Source organism: Intrasporangium sp. (assembly GCF_040414665.1).
In the GTDB taxonomy this organism is placed as follows: Bacteria; Actinomycetota; Actinomycetes; order Actinomycetales; family Dermatophilaceae; genus Intrasporangium.
The window spans coordinates 1-16,153 of record NZ_JBEDUL010000085.1 but is presented as its reverse complement, the minus strand read 5'-3'; the positions used below and the strand labels follow the sequence as shown (position 1 = coordinate 16,153).

Sequence of the window (16,153 nt, the reverse complement as noted above, 5' to 3'; positions counted from 1 at the left end):
TCACGACCGTTCGCCGCACCGCGGCCGGGGTCGCCGGGCTCTTCGCGCTGAGCCTGCTCGGCGCGTGCGCCCAGGACAGCGTCAAGGCCGACACCGCGGGGAGCGCTGAGGACAGCGCCTCCGGGATCGCGCAGGCCGAGGACGCGATCGCCGCGCTCGGCGGCCCGATCGAGGACTACCCCGAGGAGCCTGCCCTCTCGCAGACCCCCGACATGGCGGGCAAGAAGGTCACGGTCATCCCACTGGGCGACAACATCCCCGTCATCCACGGCGTCGCGGTGGGCATCCAGGACGCGCTGAAGGAGGTGGGCGCGACGGCGTCGATCTGCGACGGCAAGTTCAACCCGACCGCCGTCGCCGACTGCCTGAAGGCAGCGGGAGACGAGAAGGTGGACGGCGTCATCAGCTCCTTCGTCGACTACCAGATGGCGGGACCCGCCTTCGAGGCCCTCGCCTCCAAGGGAGTCAAGGTGATCGTCGGCGGCGTCGCCCCGTCGGGGGGCCGCCAGGCGGACGCGAACCTCGCCTTCTACGACAACACGGCCCGGGTCTTCGCGCTGCACGAGGCGATGTCGCAGGCGGCCATCGCCGAAGGGGGCGCGGACACCAACGTCCTCTGGGCCCGCCTGATGGACTCGACGACGACCACGGAGGCCGGCAAGAAGGGCGTCGCCAAGTTCAAGGAGCTCTGCCCGAGCTGCGGCATCGCGGAGACGGAGTTCACCACCGCGAACCTCGACAAGCTCGCGACCTCGATCAGCGCGGCACTCGTGGCCAACCCGGACACGAACGCGATCATCGTTCCGGTCGACAGCTTCGTGCCGCCGGTGCTCCAGGGCATCCAGAGCGCCAAGTTCGCCGGCAAGGTGAAGATCCACTCCTCGAGCTCCGACCTGGCCGGCCTGCAACGGGTCAAGGACGGTCAGCAGGTCTCGGACCTCGGCACGCCCGTCCTCTTCGAGGGCTGGAAGTTCGCGAACGCCATGGTGCAGCTGCTGGCTGGCCAGGAGGTCGAGAAGGGCGACGAGTTCGTCACTCGAGCCTTCACCAAGGACAACGTCGGTGAGCTGACTCTCGACGACAAGACCTACCTCACCGACGACTGGTTCGGCGGCAGCGCCTACAAGAAGTCCTTCCTCACTGCGTGGGGCGTCGAGTAACCATGGCCGCCACGATGAGGCTGGAGGCCCGGGGCGTCTCGAAGACGTTTGGATCGACGACGGTCCTCCGCAACGCCGAACTCGAGGTTGCCCCGGGCGAGATCCACGCACTCATCGGCCAGAACGGATCTGGCAAGTCGACCCTCGTCAAGATCCTCACGGGCTACCACACCCCCGATGCGGGAGCGACCATCTCCGTGGACGGGCAGGACCTGGACCTGCCCGTCCGGTGGAGCGAAGCCACGGACGCCGGCGTCTCCGTGGTCCACCAGGACCTCGGGCTGCTGGACCACCTGTCGGTGTCGGAGAACATCGGCATCGGCGGCTTCCCCTACCACCGGCTGACGAGGCGGATCGACTGGAACGCGCAGGATGCCGCCGCACGTCGAGTCCTCGATCGGTTGGACGTCCCGATCCAGCCGCAGCATCCGGTGGGGCCGCTCAATGCGATGCGGCGCGCAGAGGTCGCGATCGCACGGGCGCTGCGTGACCAGCGCCAGGGCGAGGGCCTCGTCATCCTCGACGAGGCAACGAGATCGCTGCCCAGGGAAGAACTGCGCCGCTTCCACGAGCTGCTGCGCAAGGTCGTCGCCGAGGGGACGTCGATCCTCCTGGTGAGCCACAACCTGAAGGAGGTGCTCGAGCTCGCGGACCGCGTGACCGTCCTGAGGGACGGGGCCGTGACGGCTGCCGGAATCCCGACGGCCGGCCTGACCGAGCAGGACCTGGCCCGGCACATGCTGGGCAAGACCGTCGAGACAGTCGGACGCTCGGAGCGCGGCGCTGGTCACACCGAGGTGGCGGCGCGAGTCGAGGGTCTGCGCGCGGACGAGCTCGAGGGGCTGTCGTTCGAGGTCAGGCGTGGCGAGGTGGTCGGGCTCACGGGCCTGCCGGGCTCGGGCTTCGAGGCCGTGGCACAGCTGATCACCGGGGGTCGCCAGCCAGACGGGGGGCTCCTCACCACCCAGAACGGGACGCTCGAGCTGTCGAAGGCGGACGTCGCCGGGTGCATGCGGCTGGGGGCGGCCCTCGTCCCCGAGAAGCGGATCCTCGAGGGGCTCGCGGTGGAGCTCAGCATCCGGGACAACATCGCCATCCCGAGCATCCGTCGCCGCGGCCGGCCTTGGCACGTCGCCCGGCGGTGGCAGGAGGACGAGGCTCGCTCCTCCATCCGGCGCCTGGGCATCAGGTCCCGTTCGCCACACATGCTCATCAAGGAGCTCTCCGGAGGGAACCAGCAGAAGGTCCTCTTCGCGAAGTGGCTCTCCGTCGAGCCAGACCTGCTCGTCCTCCACGAGCCGACCCAAGCCGTCGACGTCGGCGCGCGCGTCGACATCCTGCGGGCCATCGTCGAGACGGCCGGCCGTGGCGTGGGCGTCCTGCTCGTCAGCATCGAGCCCTCCGACCTCGCCGAGGTCTGCGACCGGATCCTGGTCCACGGTCACGGAGCAGAGCTGCGAGAGCTCCGCACCGAGGACCCGGACGAGGTCCTGCAAGCCATCTACTCCGAGTCCGCGCTGACCGCGGGAGGGACGACCCATGACTGACAGCCAGACCAAGAGCTCAGCCGAGCGGCTGAGTGAGCAGACCGGGCTCGCCGAGCGCATCATCAGCGACACCGGGCAGCCCGAGCAGCAGACCACTCGCCCCCGGCGGGTGACCCTGCGCAGCCAGTACGAGCCGGCCTGGTTGCACGCCATCACGAGCAAGTACGCCCTCGTCCTCGTCTGGGCGGCAATGGCCCTCGTCTACTACATCCTCATGCCGACGCGCTTCGGCTCGTGGGGCGCGTTCTCCTCGATCTTCGGCAGCCAGCAGGTCCTCGTCTTCCTCGCGATGTCCGCCATGATCACCTTGGTCGTCGGCGAGTTCGACCTGTCCATCGCGTCGGTCATGGGCATCGCGGCCACGCTGGTGCCCGTCCTTGCCGGCGTCCACGGGTGGAACGTCTGGATCGCCTGTCTCGTGGCGCTCGGGGTGTGCCTCGTCGCCGGTGCGGTCAACGCGTTCTTCGTCGTCGTCATGGACGTGTCCAGCTTCGTCGTGACCCTCGGCACCGGGACCCTGCTCATCGGCCTGGCGCAGATGGTCTCCGGCTCCAACATCGTCTCGGTCAACAGCCCGGAGCTGAGCAAGATCGCCATCCACGAGGTGCTCGGCATGCCGGTCTCGTTCTACTACGGCATCCTGCTCGCCGTCGCCCTCGCCTACATCCTCGGCTGGACGCCGCTCGGCCGCAGCATGGTCTTCGTCGGGGCCAACCCCGAGGTCGCGCGGCTGGCCGGCATCCGGGTGCAGCGCATCCGTGCAGGCGCCTACCTGGCCGGGTCGCTGCTCGCCGGGCTCGCCGGGGTCATCCTCGTCGCGACGGTGGGCGGGTTCGACTCCTCGACCTCCGCCACCTACCTGCTACCGGCGCTCGCGGCCGTCTTCCTCGGCACCGCCGTGGTCCAGCCCGGCATGTTCAACCCCATCGGCACGATCATCGCGATCTACTTCCTGACGACCGGGATCTTCGGGCTCCAGCTGCTCGGCTTCTCCGGCTGGATCCAGAACGTCTTCTACGGTGCCGGTCTGGTCGTCGCGGTCGCGCTGGCCAAGGTCGTCCGCGACCGGTCCAAGACCGACTGACCTTCCCGCACGCACACCGGAAACCCATACACACGAGAGGGGGCGGTCTCACCATGCACGAGGCGACCCGATACATCCTCGACCACGCCGACGAGCTACGCGCCGAAGCCGACCCGAGTGACGAGCTGGGCAGGATCACCGACCGCACGGTCGAGATCCTGCGCGCCTCGGGCGGCATGAAGCTCCTGCAGGCCAAGGATTTCGGCGGCCACGAGGCTCACCCGAACGACTTCATGGACTGGGTCATGGCGGTCGGCATGAACCATCCGTCGGCCGGCTGGATCGCCGGTGTCGTCGGCATCCACCCGTGGGAGATCGCGATCGCCGACCCGCGCCTGCAGAAGGAGATCTACGGGCACGACCCCGAGACATGGGTTGCCTCGCCGTATGCCCCGTTCGGCCGCGCGAAGCCCGTCGACGGCGGCTTCCTCTTTACCGGCCAGTGGCCCTACTCCACCGGAACGGACCACTCGGACTGGGTGATCCTCGGCGGAATGGTGACCGATGACGACGGCAAGCCGCTCATGCCACCGGACATCCGCCACTTCATCCTGCCCCGGCAGGACTACGACATCGTCGAGGACAGCTGGAACGTCATGGGCCTGTCCGGCACCGGCTCCAAGGACGTGCGGATGAGCGACGCCTTCGTGCCCGACTACCGCGTGCTGGACGGCGTGCTCGTCCGTGACAACACGTACAGCGACCAGTGGCGGCCGGAGAACGCCCTGTACGCCATGCGATTCGGCGTGATGTTTCCCTTCGCCATCTCCGCTGGGACCTTCGGCATCGCGCGAGGGGCGGTCCGGGCAGCGTGGGACCACATCGAGGCCCGGGTCTCGTCCCAGGGCAGCGTGTCGAAGGCTGACCCGTTCGTCCTCGCAGCCCTCGCCCGCGCCGAGGCGGACGTCGAGGCGAGCATCACCCACGTCCAGTCCATCATCGCCAGGTTCTATGACACGGTGGCAGGCGGCGGCGACATCACGGTCAAGGACCGGCTCCGGTTCCGGGTCGACCAGGTCCGGGCGACGGACCGCGCCATCGAGGCGGTCAACGAGCTCTACCGCCTGATGGGCTCGTCGTCCATCCAGAAGGGCTCCCCCCTCGAGCGCTACTGGCGCGACCTCCAGGTCGCCTCGACCCATGTCTGCAACAGCCGGGAGCCCTGCTACGTGGCGTGGGGGCTGGACGCCTTCGGCGGCGAGATCCCGCCGTCCGCCCAGTTCTGAACCCGATGTCCCGTGCCGCTCCATGGAATGTGACTGACGGATAGTGAGACGAACCCCTTGTGGGATCGTGCATGGGCCTTTACATTCTATGTAGCGAGCACTACAGAAAGAGATCGTCGCCAATGCGACGATCGACGGAACCGCTCAGGAGAAACAGCAATGGCGCTGACGTTCGAGGAAACCAGCCGCACCGTGAATGCGGGCGAGTGGACCATCCACTACAACGAGGCGGGGGACCCCTCGGCACCGGCCGTCGTCCTGTTGCATGGCTCGGGTCCCGGTGCCACCGGGTGGAGCAACTTCAAGACCAACATCGAGGCGCTGGCTGAGCACTTCCACGTCATCGCTCCCGACATGCCGGGCTGGGGAAGATCGGATGCCGTCACGAGGGACGAGATGGACCACGCCAAGGCGGCGGTTCAGCTCCTGGACGCCCTGGGCATCGACAAGGCGGCGTTCGTCGGCAACTCGATGGGTGGCATCACCACGCTCCGACTCGTCACGGAGTATCCCGAGCGGGTGAGCCACGTGATCACGATGGGCCCGGGGTCCGGGCCGCAGCCGAAGCTCTTCTCGCCGGCGGGCGGCCTGTCCGAGGGCATGAAGACCCTCGTCGCCGCCTACCGCGCGCCCTCGGTGGAGTCCATGACCCGACTCACCGAGGTGATGACCTACGACAGCACGCGCTTCGCCACGCCGGAGCTGGCCGCGGAGCGCGCCGGGAACGCCATGGCGCACCCCGAGCACCTCGCGAACTACCTGGACGGCTTCGCCAAGGGCGGGCCGATCGCCAAGTGGTTCCGCCTCGACGACCTGCCCACGGTGCAGGTGCCGACGCTGCTCATCCACGGCCGGGACGACCGCGTCGTCCACTACGAGAACACGCTGCTGCTCCTCGCCCACATCCCGAACTCGCGCGCCGTCCTGCTCAACCAGTGCGGCCACTGGGCGCAGGTCGAGCACGCCGAGGAGTTCAACCGTCTCGTCATCGACTTCGTCACCAACAACTGACTGCCGCAGGAACGCCCGAAAGGACCAAACCATGACCGACGTGCTAGGAAACATCAAGGAGAACGTCTCAGTCCTCAAAGGCGAGGCGAAGCACAGCGACGACATCGGGAAGCTCACCGACGCCACTGCCCGGGTCCTCCGTGACAGCGGTGTGATCCGCCTCTACCAGCCGACCGAGTGGAGCGGCTACGAGGCGCACCCTGTGGAGTTCATGGAGGCCGCCATGACGGTGGGCGCGGCCTCCCCGTCCGCCGGCTGGGTCACCGGCGTCGTCGGCGTCCACCCCTGGGAGATCGCGATGATGGACCCGCGCCTCCAGGAGGAGATCTGGGGCGAGGGCCCGGACACGTGGACCGCGTCACCCTACGCACCGTTCGGCCGGGCGAAGCGGGTCGACGGCGGGTTCCTCTTCACCGGCCAGTGGCCCTACTCGACCGGAACTGACCACTCCGACTGGGTCATCCTCGGCGGCATGGTGGTCGGTGAGGACGGCCAGCCGACGATGCCGCCCGACATCCGACACTTCGTCATCCCGCGCAAGGACTACGAGATCGTCGAGGACTCGTGGAACGTCCTGGGCCTCAAGGGGACCGGTTCGAAGGACGTCCGGATGACGGACGTCTTCGTGCCGGAGTACCGGGTCGTCGAGGCAATGAAGATGAGCAACGGCGGCTACGAGGACCGTCAGCCGGGCAAGACGCTATACAAGCTGAAGTTCCCCGTCGTCTTCTCCGCTGCCATCAACTCCGGAACGCTCGGCATCGCCATCGGAGCGCTCGACACGTACCGCTCCTACATGGAGCAGCGCGTGTCCGCGGACGGCCGCGTGGCGAAGAACGACCCGATCCAGCTCAACGTCTACGCGGAGGCCGCGGCTGACGTGGCGGCCTCACGCGTCGTGCTGCTCAACGACATGAAGGAGCTGTTCGACCACGTCGACAAGGGTGGCGACGTCACCTGGACGCAGCGGCTCACGATTCGTCGCAATGGAGTCCGGGCGGTCCACCGCGCCGTCGACGCCGTCGACCGGCTCTACAAGCTGAGCGGCGCGCAGGGCATCCACGAACGTCACCCGAACGAGCGCTACTGGCGCGACATGCAGTCCGGTCTCGTCCACATCTGCAATGTCTCCGAGGCGGTCTCCGTCGAATGGGCCACCAATGACCTCGGCGGCGAGCCCTCGATCCCACCAGTCTTCGCCTGACCACGTCCCAAGCCAGTCACCAAGGAGATCACCGATGATCACGTCACTTGCCTACCTGGGCATCAACTCACCGAAGAAGGATGAGTGGCCCGAGATGGCCACCAAGTTCTGGGGCGCCATGGTCACGGACCCGGGACCGGACGGCTCGGTGCGCCTCAAGTTCGACGACGCCCAGTGGCGGCTCCAGATCCATCCCGGAGAGCAGGACGAGACCGCCTACATCGGCTGGGGCGTCGACTACGAGGAGGACCTCGACACTGTCGAGAAGGCCCTGGCCGACCTCGGTGTCGCCAGCGAACGGGGTGACGAGGCGCTTGCCGAGGCACGCGGCGTCAACCGGATCCTCGCCTTCACCGACCCGTGGGGCTTCCGCCACGAGGTGACGTGGGGCCAGAGTCACGTCCGGTCCTCGTTCGCCCCCGGGCGCGCGATCTCGGGATTCGTCACCGGCCAGCAGGGCCTGGGGCACGTGCTGCTGCTCATGCCCGACATCGAGGCCGGCCACGCGTTCTTCACCAAGCTCGGCTTCCGGCTCTCGGACAAGATCATCGTGCCCGGACGCCTCAACGCGCGCTTCTACCACTGCAACGCCCGGCACCACACGCTCGCGCTGGGCCAGTGCCCGCCCGGCGTGGCGGGCCTGAACCACCTGATGATCCAGGTGAACTCGATCGACGACGTGGGAACCGGCTACGAGATCGCCCAGGACATGGGCGTCCCGATCACCCTGACGATCGGCCGTCACTCCAACGACCAGCAGTTCAGCTTCTACCACTCGACGCCGAGCTCGTTCCACGTCGAGTACGGCTTCGGAGGCCTCGAGGTCGACGAGGAGACCTGGATTCCCCGGGTCTACGACCGGACTGCGGTCTGGGGCCACCAGCCGCACCCCGACGGCCACGGCCGTCCGCCCGGCATCATGCACCCGCTCGAGGACGCGAAGCTGCCTGCCGCCGAGGAGGGCTGAGTCCATCGTGTCCACCGTCCCGGCACCCTTCGGGGCCGCCGAGACGCTGGTGGGGGTCGGTCGCGGACCGACCCCCACCGAGCGTCGCGAGCGGCTGCGATCCCTGCTCTCCGACGGCACCCTGGTCCTGCCGGGTGCCACGGACAGCCTCGGTGTGCGTCTCATCGAGACGAGCGGCTTCGACGCCGCCTACGCCACCGGTGCCGGGCTGGCCAACGCCCAGTACGGCGTTCCGGACATCGGGCTGATCTCCCTCGGCGAGGTGGCCGAGCACGTCGACCGGCTGGCGTCGGCGACCCACCTACCCCTCGTCGTCGATGCCGACACCGGCTTCGGCAACTCGGTCATGGCGATGCGGGCGGCTCGCCGGCTCGAGCGAGCGGGCGCTGCGGCGCTCCAGCTGGAGGACCAGGAGATGCCCAAGAGCTGCGGTCACTTCGACCACCACGCCGTGATCCCCACCGAGCACATGCAGGCCAAGCTCGTTGCGGTCCGGCAGGCGCTGGAGGACTCGTCGACGGTCATCATTGCGCGCACCGACGCGCGCAGCGTCCACGACATCGACGAGGCGATTCGTCGTGGTCATGCCTACGTCGAGGCCGGCGCCGACGTCATCTTCGTCGAGGCGCCCCACACCGTGGAGGAACTCGAGCGCGTCGGCCGGGAGCTGCGCGGGGTACCACTCGTCGTCAATGTGGTCGAGGGCGGCAAGACACCCCAGCTCAGCCTCGACGAGTACCGGGAGCTGGGCTTTGGCGTCGTTCTCTTCGCAAACTTCCTCATGCGGGCGATGCTCCGGGCGGGGGCCGACGCGCTCTCTCACCTGCGCACGACCGGCGAGACCGGGTCGTACGTCGACCGGATCGCTACCTGGGAGGAGCGACAGACGCTCTTCAACCTCCCCCAGTTCTCCGCAGCGGAAGCCCATTTCGACAGCCCCGGGAGGACCGCATGAGGGAGGAGCCGGGGATTCCGCCCGCTGGGCTGCCGGTCGACGATGGCCTGCCGGACCGGGTCGGGGTGCTCGTGCTGGGTGGCGGTCTGGCCGGGGCGGCGGCGCTGCTGGCTGCGGCGGAGGCGGGCCAGTACGCCGTGCTGCTGGAGAAGACGGCGGCGTTCGGCGGCTCCACCGTTCGCTCTGCTGGGCTGTCGGCCCTCGTCGGGACGGACGAGCAGGTCGAGCAGGGGTTTGCGGACTCGCTGGAGCTGCTGCGCAAGGACCTGCTCGAGGTTGGCGGACACGTCAACGACGAGGCGCTGGTCGACCTGTACTGCGACGAGCAGCTGGCCACGTACCGCTGGCTCAAGGGGCACGGGGTGCGCTACGGCCACATCCACGCGGCCTCGGGCCAGTCGGCGCCACGGTCGCACCCGACCGACACGACGGCGATGCTGCGGGCGCTCTTCGCCGCCGCGGGGCGTCTGGGGGCCCGTCTGGTCCTGGGCGCTGACGTCAAGCGGATCCTGCATGACGGCTCGCGCGTGACCGGCGTGCTCGTCGAGCGTGACGGCGAGACCCGCGCAGTGTTGGCGGACGCAGTCGTCCTGGCGACCGGGGGCTTCTCCCGCGACCGGGCGATGCTCGAGCGGTTCGCCCCACAGATGGCGCACGCCCTGTTGGCCGGCGGCGAGGGCAACCACGGCGACGGTCTGCGGATGGCGATGAAGCTCGGGGCCGGCCTGCGGGACCTGCCCTACGTCAAGGGCACCTACGGGATCTTCCACGAGCCGCATCCCGGCGAGGACGGCACCGGCATCCTCGCCGTGTACAAGGGCGCCATTGCGGTCGACCGGCACGGACGCCGGTTCGTCGACGAGTCGATCCCCTACAAGGCGCTGGGGGATGCCAGCCTGGCCCAGCCGACGGCCCGGACGTGGCAGGTCTTCGACGCCAAGGTCATGGCGGCCTCCAATGACGAGGTCCCGATCTACGACTTCGGCGGTCGCGAACGCGCCGGGATGCTCGAGACTGCGGACACCATCGAGGAGCTCGCCAGGAAACTGGACACCGATCCAGGGGTCCTGGAGCAGACCGTCGAGGACTACAACTCGCGGATCGCCTCCGGTCGGCCGGACCCGTTGGGCCGGGTCCACCTCGTCGGCGGCGTTGGCGAGCGAGCAGCGATCGACACCCCACCGTTCTACGCCCAGCTGTCCGGCACCGTCGTCCTCGCCACCTACTGCGGGGTGACCGTCGATACCTCCATGCGCGTGCTCGACGTCTTCGGCGATCCGATCCCCAGGCTCTACGCGGCAGGCGAGCTCGTCGGCGGCTTCCACGGTGCCGGTTACATGACCGGCACCTCGATCGGCAAGTCCGCGATCTTCGGCCGCGTCGCCGGTGCGGCCGCGGCCGCGGAGGAGAGTGAGCTGGAATGGTGAGCCCACTGTTCGACCTCACCGGCCGGGTCGCCGTCGTCATCGGGGCCGCCGCCGGCGGCCTCGGCGAACGGGCCGCGATCGCGCTGGCCGAACACGCCGCGACGGTCGCGGTCGCGGACCTCGAAGCGCAGCGGGAGAAGGTCGCCGCGACCGCCGGCCGGTGCGGCGACAGCGCCTCGGTGCACGCAGTCGATGTGTCGAGCGAGGAGTCCGTGCGGACCCTGGCGGACTCGGTGGTCGACCAGCACGGACGGGTCGACATCGTGGTCAACGCGGCCGGGATCATGCTCCGCCGGGGGATCGGCCAGACCTCCCTCGACGAGTTCGAGCGAGTCATGCGCGTCAACGTGTCGGGCTGCTGGCTCGTGGGTCGCGAGTTCGGCCCGCGCCTTGCGGCCCACGGCTGGGGCCGCATCGTCAACGTCACTACCGTCTATGCGGAGCGGGTGGGCCCCGTCCCGGAGAGCGCGTACTACGCGTCCAAGGCCGCCGTGGTCAACGTCACCCGGTCGCTGGCCAGCGAACTCGGCCGCACTGGGGTCACGGTCAACGCGCTGGCGCCGGCCGTGTTCTACCCGACCGCGATGACGGCACCGCTCGGAGACGATCCCGAGCGCCTGGCGTGGTTCGCCGACCGAACCATGCTCGGCCGCCTTGGTGACCCCGCCACCGACCTCGCCGGCCCGCTGGTCCTGCTCGCCTCACCAGCGTCGTCCTACATGACCGGTCAGGTCATCTATGTCGACGGCGGCTGGTCCGCCTGGTGAACCTCGAAATCCATTGTATGTCAAGGAGATACACGTAATGTCCAGCAATACCGCGCTGTTGATGCTCGACTACCAGGTCGCCCTGGCCCAGGAGGGCGAGCTGTGCCTGGCTCCGCCGTTGGCGGCCCAGGTCCGGGAGCGCGACGTGCTCTCCACCGCCAAGCGGGTCCTGGAGGCGGCCCGTGCGGCCGGCCTCAACGTGTTCCATGTCCGCCTTGCGTTCGATCCGACCTACAGACTGCGCACCAACCGGCTCGCGCGGTTCGACGGGTACCCAGCGAACCAGAAGATGAAGCGGGGCAACCCGGAGGCCGAGTTCGTTGCCGAGCTCGCACCCCTCGAGGACGAGCCCGTCGTCGACAAGGGCGCGGTCAACGCCTTCATCGGCACGCCCCTTCGTGACGTGCTGGCGGCCGAGGGCATCTCGCACGTGGTGCTCGGTGGCATCGCCACCCACCTGGTCGTCGAGTCCACCGCCCGGCACGCCTCGGACAGCGGCCTGCAGGTGAGCATCGTCGAGGACCTGTGCGCTGCGCCGGACCCAGCGATCCACGAGTTCGCCTTCGCCAAGACGCTGCCGCTCTTCGGCACCGTCACCACCGCCGACGAGGTCATCGGGAGCTGGTCATGACCGCGCCCGAGCACGGCTATGACGTGGTCGTGGTCGGCGGTGGCATCGCAGGCCTGTCCGCGGCGCTTTCCGCGACCGAGAACGGCGCCCGCGTCGCACTGCTCGACCGGGCGACCGAGCAGGAGACCGGCGGCAACACCCGCTACACCGAGGCCTACCTGCGGATGAAGTCGCTCGACGAGGTCTCCGACGGGCTGGCCGACACGATCGTGGACGACTTCATGGGTCACCCCGACCCCGGCATCGCGGCCGACTCCGGCCTCGACTGGGAGCGGCGCAACCCGCTCCTGCGCGCGCACCAGGTCGTCGACCTCGACTACGTCGCCACGTTCGAGGACAACGCCGGGCCGACCCTGCGCTGGCTCGAGGGCCACGGCATCAGCTTCGGGCAGCTGCCGACGTTGTTCCTGACCGTCTCCACGACCCGGATGGCGCCAGTCGGTGGCGGACTCGCCCTCGTCGAGACGCTGGGGGCCAAGGCTCGCGCGCTGGGAGTCGACTTCCACTTCCAGACGACCGCCCGCGCCCTCCGCGTCGACGACGAAGGTCGAGTGACCGGTGTCGAGGCGGTCGATGCCACCGGCGCGCGCCGGGTCTTCACCGGCACGGTCGTCCTCGCCAGTGGCGGCTATCAGGGCAACGCCGAGCTGATGGCCCGCTACCACGGCCCGCTCGGCATGCTCGCCCGGCCGGTCGCCCGCGGCGGCAACTACAACAAGGGCGAGGGCATCGAGATGGCGATGGCCGTCGGTGCCGCGACCGCCGGCAACTTCGCCCTCTTCCACGCCGAGCCGGTCGACCCTCGCTCACCGGACCCGGAGGCCGCGATCATGGCGTTCACCTACGGCATCCTCGTCAACGTCCACGGCGAGCGGTTCGTCGACGAGGCCCGTGGACCGATCGACGCGTGGTACGAGCGGACCACCCGCGACATCCAGGCCCAGCCCCGCGGAATTGCCTGGATGGTCCTCGACGCCGCAGGGCAGGCGATCCCCAACCTCAGGACCGCGATCCGCTCAGACGAGTCACCGGTGCGGGCGGACACGATCGCCGAGCTCGCGGCCAGGATCGAGGTGGACCCAGCCACGCTCGAGGCCACGGTTGCCGCGTACAACGCCGCCTGTCCCGAGGGCGAGTGGGACCCGACCCGCCCGGACGGGCTTGCCACCGAGGGCGTCACGCCGCCGAAGTCCAACTGGGCCAAGCCGATCCATTCCGGCCCGTTCATCGCCTACCCGATCATGTGCGCCAACGTGTTCACCTTCGGCGGGCTCAAGGTCGACGCGACCTCGCGGGTCATCGACCGCGACGGGCGCGTCATCGGCGGCCTGTACGCCGCCGGTGAGATGACCGGTCTCTACTACTCGAACTACACCGGCTCCACCTCGGTGCTCCGCGGCGCGACCTTCGGCAAGATCGCCGGCGCGCACGCGGCCTCCCTGTCGGCTTCCGTGTCCGCCCTGCAGCCAGCGGGGGAGCGGTCGTGAAGATCTGGCACCAGAGCTTCACCGTCCTGGACGACGTCCCGCACTACCGGGACGCCCTTGAACGGCACCTGGCCAAGGTCGCCGCCCCGGACACCGAGGTCCACCTGCACGGGATGAAGCCCGGTACCTACCCGAGCGACTACCCGGGCACCCACATCAAGTACGCCTACCTGTCCGGGCTGCACAAGGAGCAGTTCGTGCACGCCGCCCTGCGCGCCCAGGACGAGGGCTACGACGCGTTCCTCATCGCGACCATCCCGGACACCGCGTACGAGGAGTGCCGCTCGGTCGTCGACATCCCGGTTCTGGCCTACGGCCACACCTCGGTCCTCATGGCGGCCACGCTCGGATCCCCGGTGGGCATCGTCAACTTCATCGGCGCGCTCGAGCCGCAGCTTCGGCGCAACCTGCGCACCAATGGCCTCGACCAGATCGTGGGCCCGATCCGGCAGGTCGCCGCGGAGTTCACCGATGTCATGGCCGCCTACGCCGAACCGGACGGCCTGCTCGAGGCGTTCCGCGTCGCGGCCCGCGAAGCCATCGACGCCGGCGCGACGGTCATCGTCCCGGGGGAGGGGCCGCTCAACGTCTTCCTCGCCGACCATGGCGTCAGCCGCGTGGATGACGTCCCGGTCCTCGACTCCCTCGGCACGCTGCTGCAGGTCGCGGAGCTGCGCGCCCGCCAGTACCGCGGCGCGGGCCTGGTCCCGTCCCGGCACGGCTTCCACCACGAACAGCCGCCCCGCGAGCTGCTCGACCGAGCTCGCGCGTTCTACGGCATCACCGCCGCGCTCGACAGCTGACGCCGGTCAGGCGACCGGGCCCGACCACCCTCACCCCCAAGGAAACCCACAGTGCAAGAGGACATCGAGGTCGACGTCGTCGTCGCCGGCGCCGGCGCAGCCGGCGTCATGGCCGCCCTGCGCGCCTCCGAGAACCCGGACGTCGTCGTCGCCGTGCTCGAGAAGAGCATGACGGAGGGCTGCAACGCCGGCGTGTCCAGCGGCAGCCTCGCTGCGGGAGGGACCCGCTTCCAGAGGGCAGCCGGCGTCGAGGACTCAGCTCAGCGGCATACGGAAGACATCCTGGCCAACTCGGGAGATGAGCGGCACCGCGATCTCGTGACGGCACTGTGTGGCGTGGCCGCGGACTATGTCCACTGGATAGCCGACGAGCTCGGCTACCCCATGGACGTCGGCATCGACATGCCCCGCAAGGGCATGTCGGTGCCACGGCTGCACGCGGACCCCGGGCGCGTCGGCGGCGGCCCGCTCATCACGCACCTGCGCAAGGAACTGGCAGACCGGCCCAACGTTGCCCTGCTCGACGAGGCGCCTGTGACCGGGCTGCGCGTCGAGGACGGCCGGGTCGTCGGCGTCACCGGCCGGCAGGGTGGCACCGACCTGGTCGTCACGGCCGGCACGACTGTGCTGGCCACCGACGGGTTCGCCGGCAACCGCGAGCTCATGCAGGAGTTCTGCGCGCAGCTCGGCGACCCCTTCCACGGCGGCGTCAGCACGGCCACCGGGGACTCCATCGGCTGGCTGCGCCCGTTGGGTGCCGAGTTCCGCAACATGAGTGCCTGCCTGCGGCACGGTCAGGTGACGCTGCACGGCACCCGGGTCAACCCGGCGCTGCCGTGGCTCGGCGCGGTCCTGGTCAACCGGCGCGGGCAGCGCTTCGTCGACGAGCAGGCCCACGGCTACTCGGGGCTCGCCGGCGTCATCCAGGCCGAACCCGACGAGCGGGCCGTGATGATCTGGGACGCGGAGGCGCAGGAGACCGCGCAGCACTCCGAGATGATGCGCGAGTCGCAACAGGCGGGGGCCCTGCAGACGGCGCGCGACGTCGCCACGCTGGCCGAGGCGCTGCGTCTCGACCCGCTCGCGCTGGCGCAGGCCCTCAAGCCCTGGCCGGGTCGACGTGCGCTCATCGGGCCGTTCCACTACGCGTGGCTCACCCACGGCGTCCTGACCACCCAAGGCGGGGCCGCGATCGACACCTCCGGGCAGGTGCTGCGCACCGACGGCACCGCCATCCCCGGTCTGCGCGCCGCCGGCGGCGTTGCCGTCGGGCTCGCCGGGCCAGACTCCGCCGGGTACAGCTCCGGCAACGGGCTGTTGGCCGCCTTCGGCATGGGCTGGATCATCGGCAACGACCTCGCCGCCGGGCGGTAGGGGACCGTCACGGCGTTGGTCGAAAAGCGATGGCGACCCCGCACCTGCGGGGTGGCCGTCACTCTTGCTGCGTCACATCATGAAGTCCCCCGGCATCGCCTGGAGGTAGCTCGTGTAGGTGCTGCCGTTGCCCACGACGAGCCTGCCGGCGATGTCCTCCGCCGCCTGTTTCAGGATGTCGACCCACTCGCGAACGACGCACGACGAGACGCCGGGAGGAAGCTGGCTCGCCCTGAGGCACAACGCAACTCGGCCGTCGGGGCCCAGGACCGGGACGACGATCGCGCCGAGGTCGTAGGTCTCGCCGTCCTCGATGTCGATCGTCTCGAAGAACGGGGAGGAGCTCGCGATGACGTTTCGGACCGCACGCTCGCGTGCCGGGGTCAGGTCGCCGGCTGCGTACTCACGCATCGCGTCCTTGAGGTCGGAGTAGCGAGGATGGTCGTCCTCGCGCTGTCGGGACAGGGAGAACCCGCGGCTCCGCACGGCCTCGAGCCGTCGACGGTATTT

15 protein-coding genes are annotated in these 16,153 nt (G+C 69.4%); 14 read left to right on the top strand and 1 reads right to left on the bottom strand.

Translation table 11 applies throughout. The annotated features are described in order from the left end of the window. The 14 genes from ABF401_RS09535 to ABF401_RS09470 form a co-directional block, all read left to right on the top strand. Positions 1 to 1,160 (top strand): sugar ABC transporter substrate-binding protein (locus tag ABF401_RS09535; protein WP_353509315.1); only part of this gene is annotated, 1,160 nt, incomplete at its 5' end. 2 nt (positions 1,161 to 1,162) lie between these two features. After that, positions 1,163 to 2,707, top strand: a complete 1,545-nt coding sequence (locus ABF401_RS09530) for a sugar ABC transporter ATP-binding protein (protein ID WP_353509314.1) — start codon at positions 1,163 to 1,165, stop codon at positions 2,705 to 2,707. Further along, the gene (locus tag ABF401_RS09525; protein ID WP_353509313.1) at positions 2,700 to 3,791 is read left to right on the top strand and encodes an ABC transporter permease; all 1,092 of its coding nucleotides are present in this window, start codon (positions 2,700 to 2,702) and stop codon (positions 3,789 to 3,791) included. The genes ABF401_RS09530 and ABF401_RS09525 overlap by 8 nt, the downstream gene beginning before the upstream one ends. 53 nt (positions 3,792 to 3,844) lie before the next feature. Beyond that, complete coding sequence (locus ABF401_RS09520) at positions 3,845 to 5,017, top strand: acyl-CoA dehydrogenase family protein (protein ID WP_353509312.1); 1,173 nt, start codon at positions 3,845 to 3,847, stop codon at positions 5,015 to 5,017. A gap of 159 nt (positions 5,018 to 5,176) precedes the next feature. Continuing rightward, entirely contained in the window at positions 5,177 to 6,028 is an 852-nt protein-coding gene (locus tag ABF401_RS09515) for an alpha/beta fold hydrolase (RefSeq protein ID WP_353509311.1), read from the top strand. Positions 6,029 to 6,059: 31 nt separating this feature from the next. Continuing rightward, entirely contained in the window at positions 6,060 to 7,232 is a 1,173-nt protein-coding gene (locus ABF401_RS09510) for an acyl-CoA dehydrogenase family protein (RefSeq protein ID WP_353509310.1), read from the top strand. A gap of 34 nt (positions 7,233 to 7,266) precedes the next feature. Continuing rightward, positions 7,267 to 8,199 carry a VOC family protein gene (locus tag ABF401_RS09505; protein ID WP_353509309.1) on the top strand — a complete coding sequence of 311 codons (933 nt, stop codon included), beginning with the start codon at positions 7,267 to 7,269 and terminating at the stop codon, positions 8,197 to 8,199. Between the two features lie 7 nt (positions 8,200 to 8,206). Next, a complete protein-coding gene (locus tag ABF401_RS09500) occupies positions 8,207 to 9,154 on the top strand; it encodes an isocitrate lyase/PEP mutase family protein (RefSeq protein ID WP_353509308.1) in 948 nt (315 codons plus the stop codon). Then, positions 9,151 to 10,581 (top strand): FAD-dependent oxidoreductase, encoded by a 1,431-nt coding sequence (locus ABF401_RS09495; protein ID WP_353509307.1) that lies wholly within the window; start codon positions 9,151 to 9,153, stop codon positions 10,579 to 10,581. Before ABF401_RS09500 ends, ABF401_RS09495 begins: the two co-directional genes overlap by 4 nt. Beyond that, positions 10,575 to 11,348, top strand: coding sequence for an SDR family NAD(P)-dependent oxidoreductase (locus ABF401_RS09490; protein WP_353509306.1), 774 nt, complete (start codon positions 10,575 to 10,577; stop codon positions 11,346 to 11,348). The genes ABF401_RS09495 and ABF401_RS09490 overlap by 7 nt, the downstream gene beginning before the upstream one ends. A 37-nt stretch (positions 11,349 to 11,385) precedes the next feature. Further along, positions 11,386 to 11,979 carry a cysteine hydrolase family protein gene (locus tag ABF401_RS09485; protein WP_353509305.1) on the top strand — a complete coding sequence of 198 codons (594 nt, stop codon included), beginning with the start codon at positions 11,386 to 11,388 and terminating at the stop codon, positions 11,977 to 11,979. Next, positions 11,976 to 13,466, top strand: coding sequence for an FAD-dependent oxidoreductase (locus tag ABF401_RS09480; protein ID WP_353509304.1), 1,491 nt, complete (start codon positions 11,976 to 11,978; stop codon positions 13,464 to 13,466). Before ABF401_RS09485 ends, ABF401_RS09480 begins: the two co-directional genes overlap by 4 nt. Next, positions 13,463 to 14,269, top strand: a complete 807-nt coding sequence (locus tag ABF401_RS09475; protein WP_353509302.1) for an aspartate/glutamate racemase family protein — start codon at positions 13,463 to 13,465, stop codon at positions 14,267 to 14,269. The genes ABF401_RS09480 and ABF401_RS09475 overlap by 4 nt, the downstream gene beginning before the upstream one ends. 51 nt (positions 14,270 to 14,320) lie before the next feature. Next, positions 14,321 to 15,643: an FAD-dependent oxidoreductase gene (locus tag ABF401_RS09470; protein WP_353509301.1), complete on the top strand. Its 1,323-nt coding sequence runs from the start codon at positions 14,321 to 14,323 to the stop codon at positions 15,641 to 15,643. Positions 15,644 to 15,715: 72 nt separating this feature from the next. Here ABF401_RS09470 and ABF401_RS09465 read toward each other — a convergent pair. Beyond that, positions 15,716 to 16,153, bottom strand: a 438-nt coding sequence (locus tag ABF401_RS09465; RefSeq protein WP_353509300.1) for a hypothetical protein, incomplete at its 5' end; no start/stop codon positions are given.

What these genes read in the sequence shown, in the direction of transcription:
- ABF401_RS09490 (WP_353509306.1), top strand. Translation starts at nt 10,575, where the DNA reads ATGGTGAGCCCACTGTTCGACCTCACCGGCCGGGTCGCCGTCGTCATC.
- ABF401_RS09480 (WP_353509304.1), top strand. Translation starts at nt 11,976, where the DNA reads ATGACCGCGCCCGAGCACGGCTATGACGTGGTCGTGGTCGGCGGTGGC.
- ABF401_RS09515 (WP_353509311.1), top strand. Translation starts at nt 5,177, where the DNA reads ATGGCGCTGACGTTCGAGGAAACCAGCCGCACCGTGAATGCGGGCGAG.
- ABF401_RS09520 (WP_353509312.1), top strand. Translation starts at nt 3,845, where the DNA reads ATGCACGAGGCGACCCGATACATCCTCGACCACGCCGACGAGCTACGC.
- ABF401_RS09505 (WP_353509309.1), top strand. Translation starts at nt 7,267, where the DNA reads ATGATCACGTCACTTGCCTACCTGGGCATCAACTCACCGAAGAAGGAT.
- ABF401_RS09530 (WP_353509314.1), top strand. Translation starts at nt 1,163, where the DNA reads ATGGCCGCCACGATGAGGCTGGAGGCCCGGGGCGTCTCGAAGACGTTT.
- ABF401_RS09485 (WP_353509305.1), top strand. Translation starts at nt 11,386, where the DNA reads ATGTCCAGCAATACCGCGCTGTTGATGCTCGACTACCAGGTCGCCCTG.
- ABF401_RS09525 (WP_353509313.1), top strand. Translation starts at nt 2,700, where the DNA reads ATGACTGACAGCCAGACCAAGAGCTCAGCCGAGCGGCTGAGTGAGCAG.
- ABF401_RS09495 (WP_353509307.1), top strand. Translation starts at nt 9,151, where the DNA reads ATGAGGGAGGAGCCGGGGATTCCGCCCGCTGGGCTGCCGGTCGACGAT.
- ABF401_RS09510 (WP_353509310.1), top strand. Translation starts at nt 6,060, where the DNA reads ATGACCGACGTGCTAGGAAACATCAAGGAGAACGTCTCAGTCCTCAAA.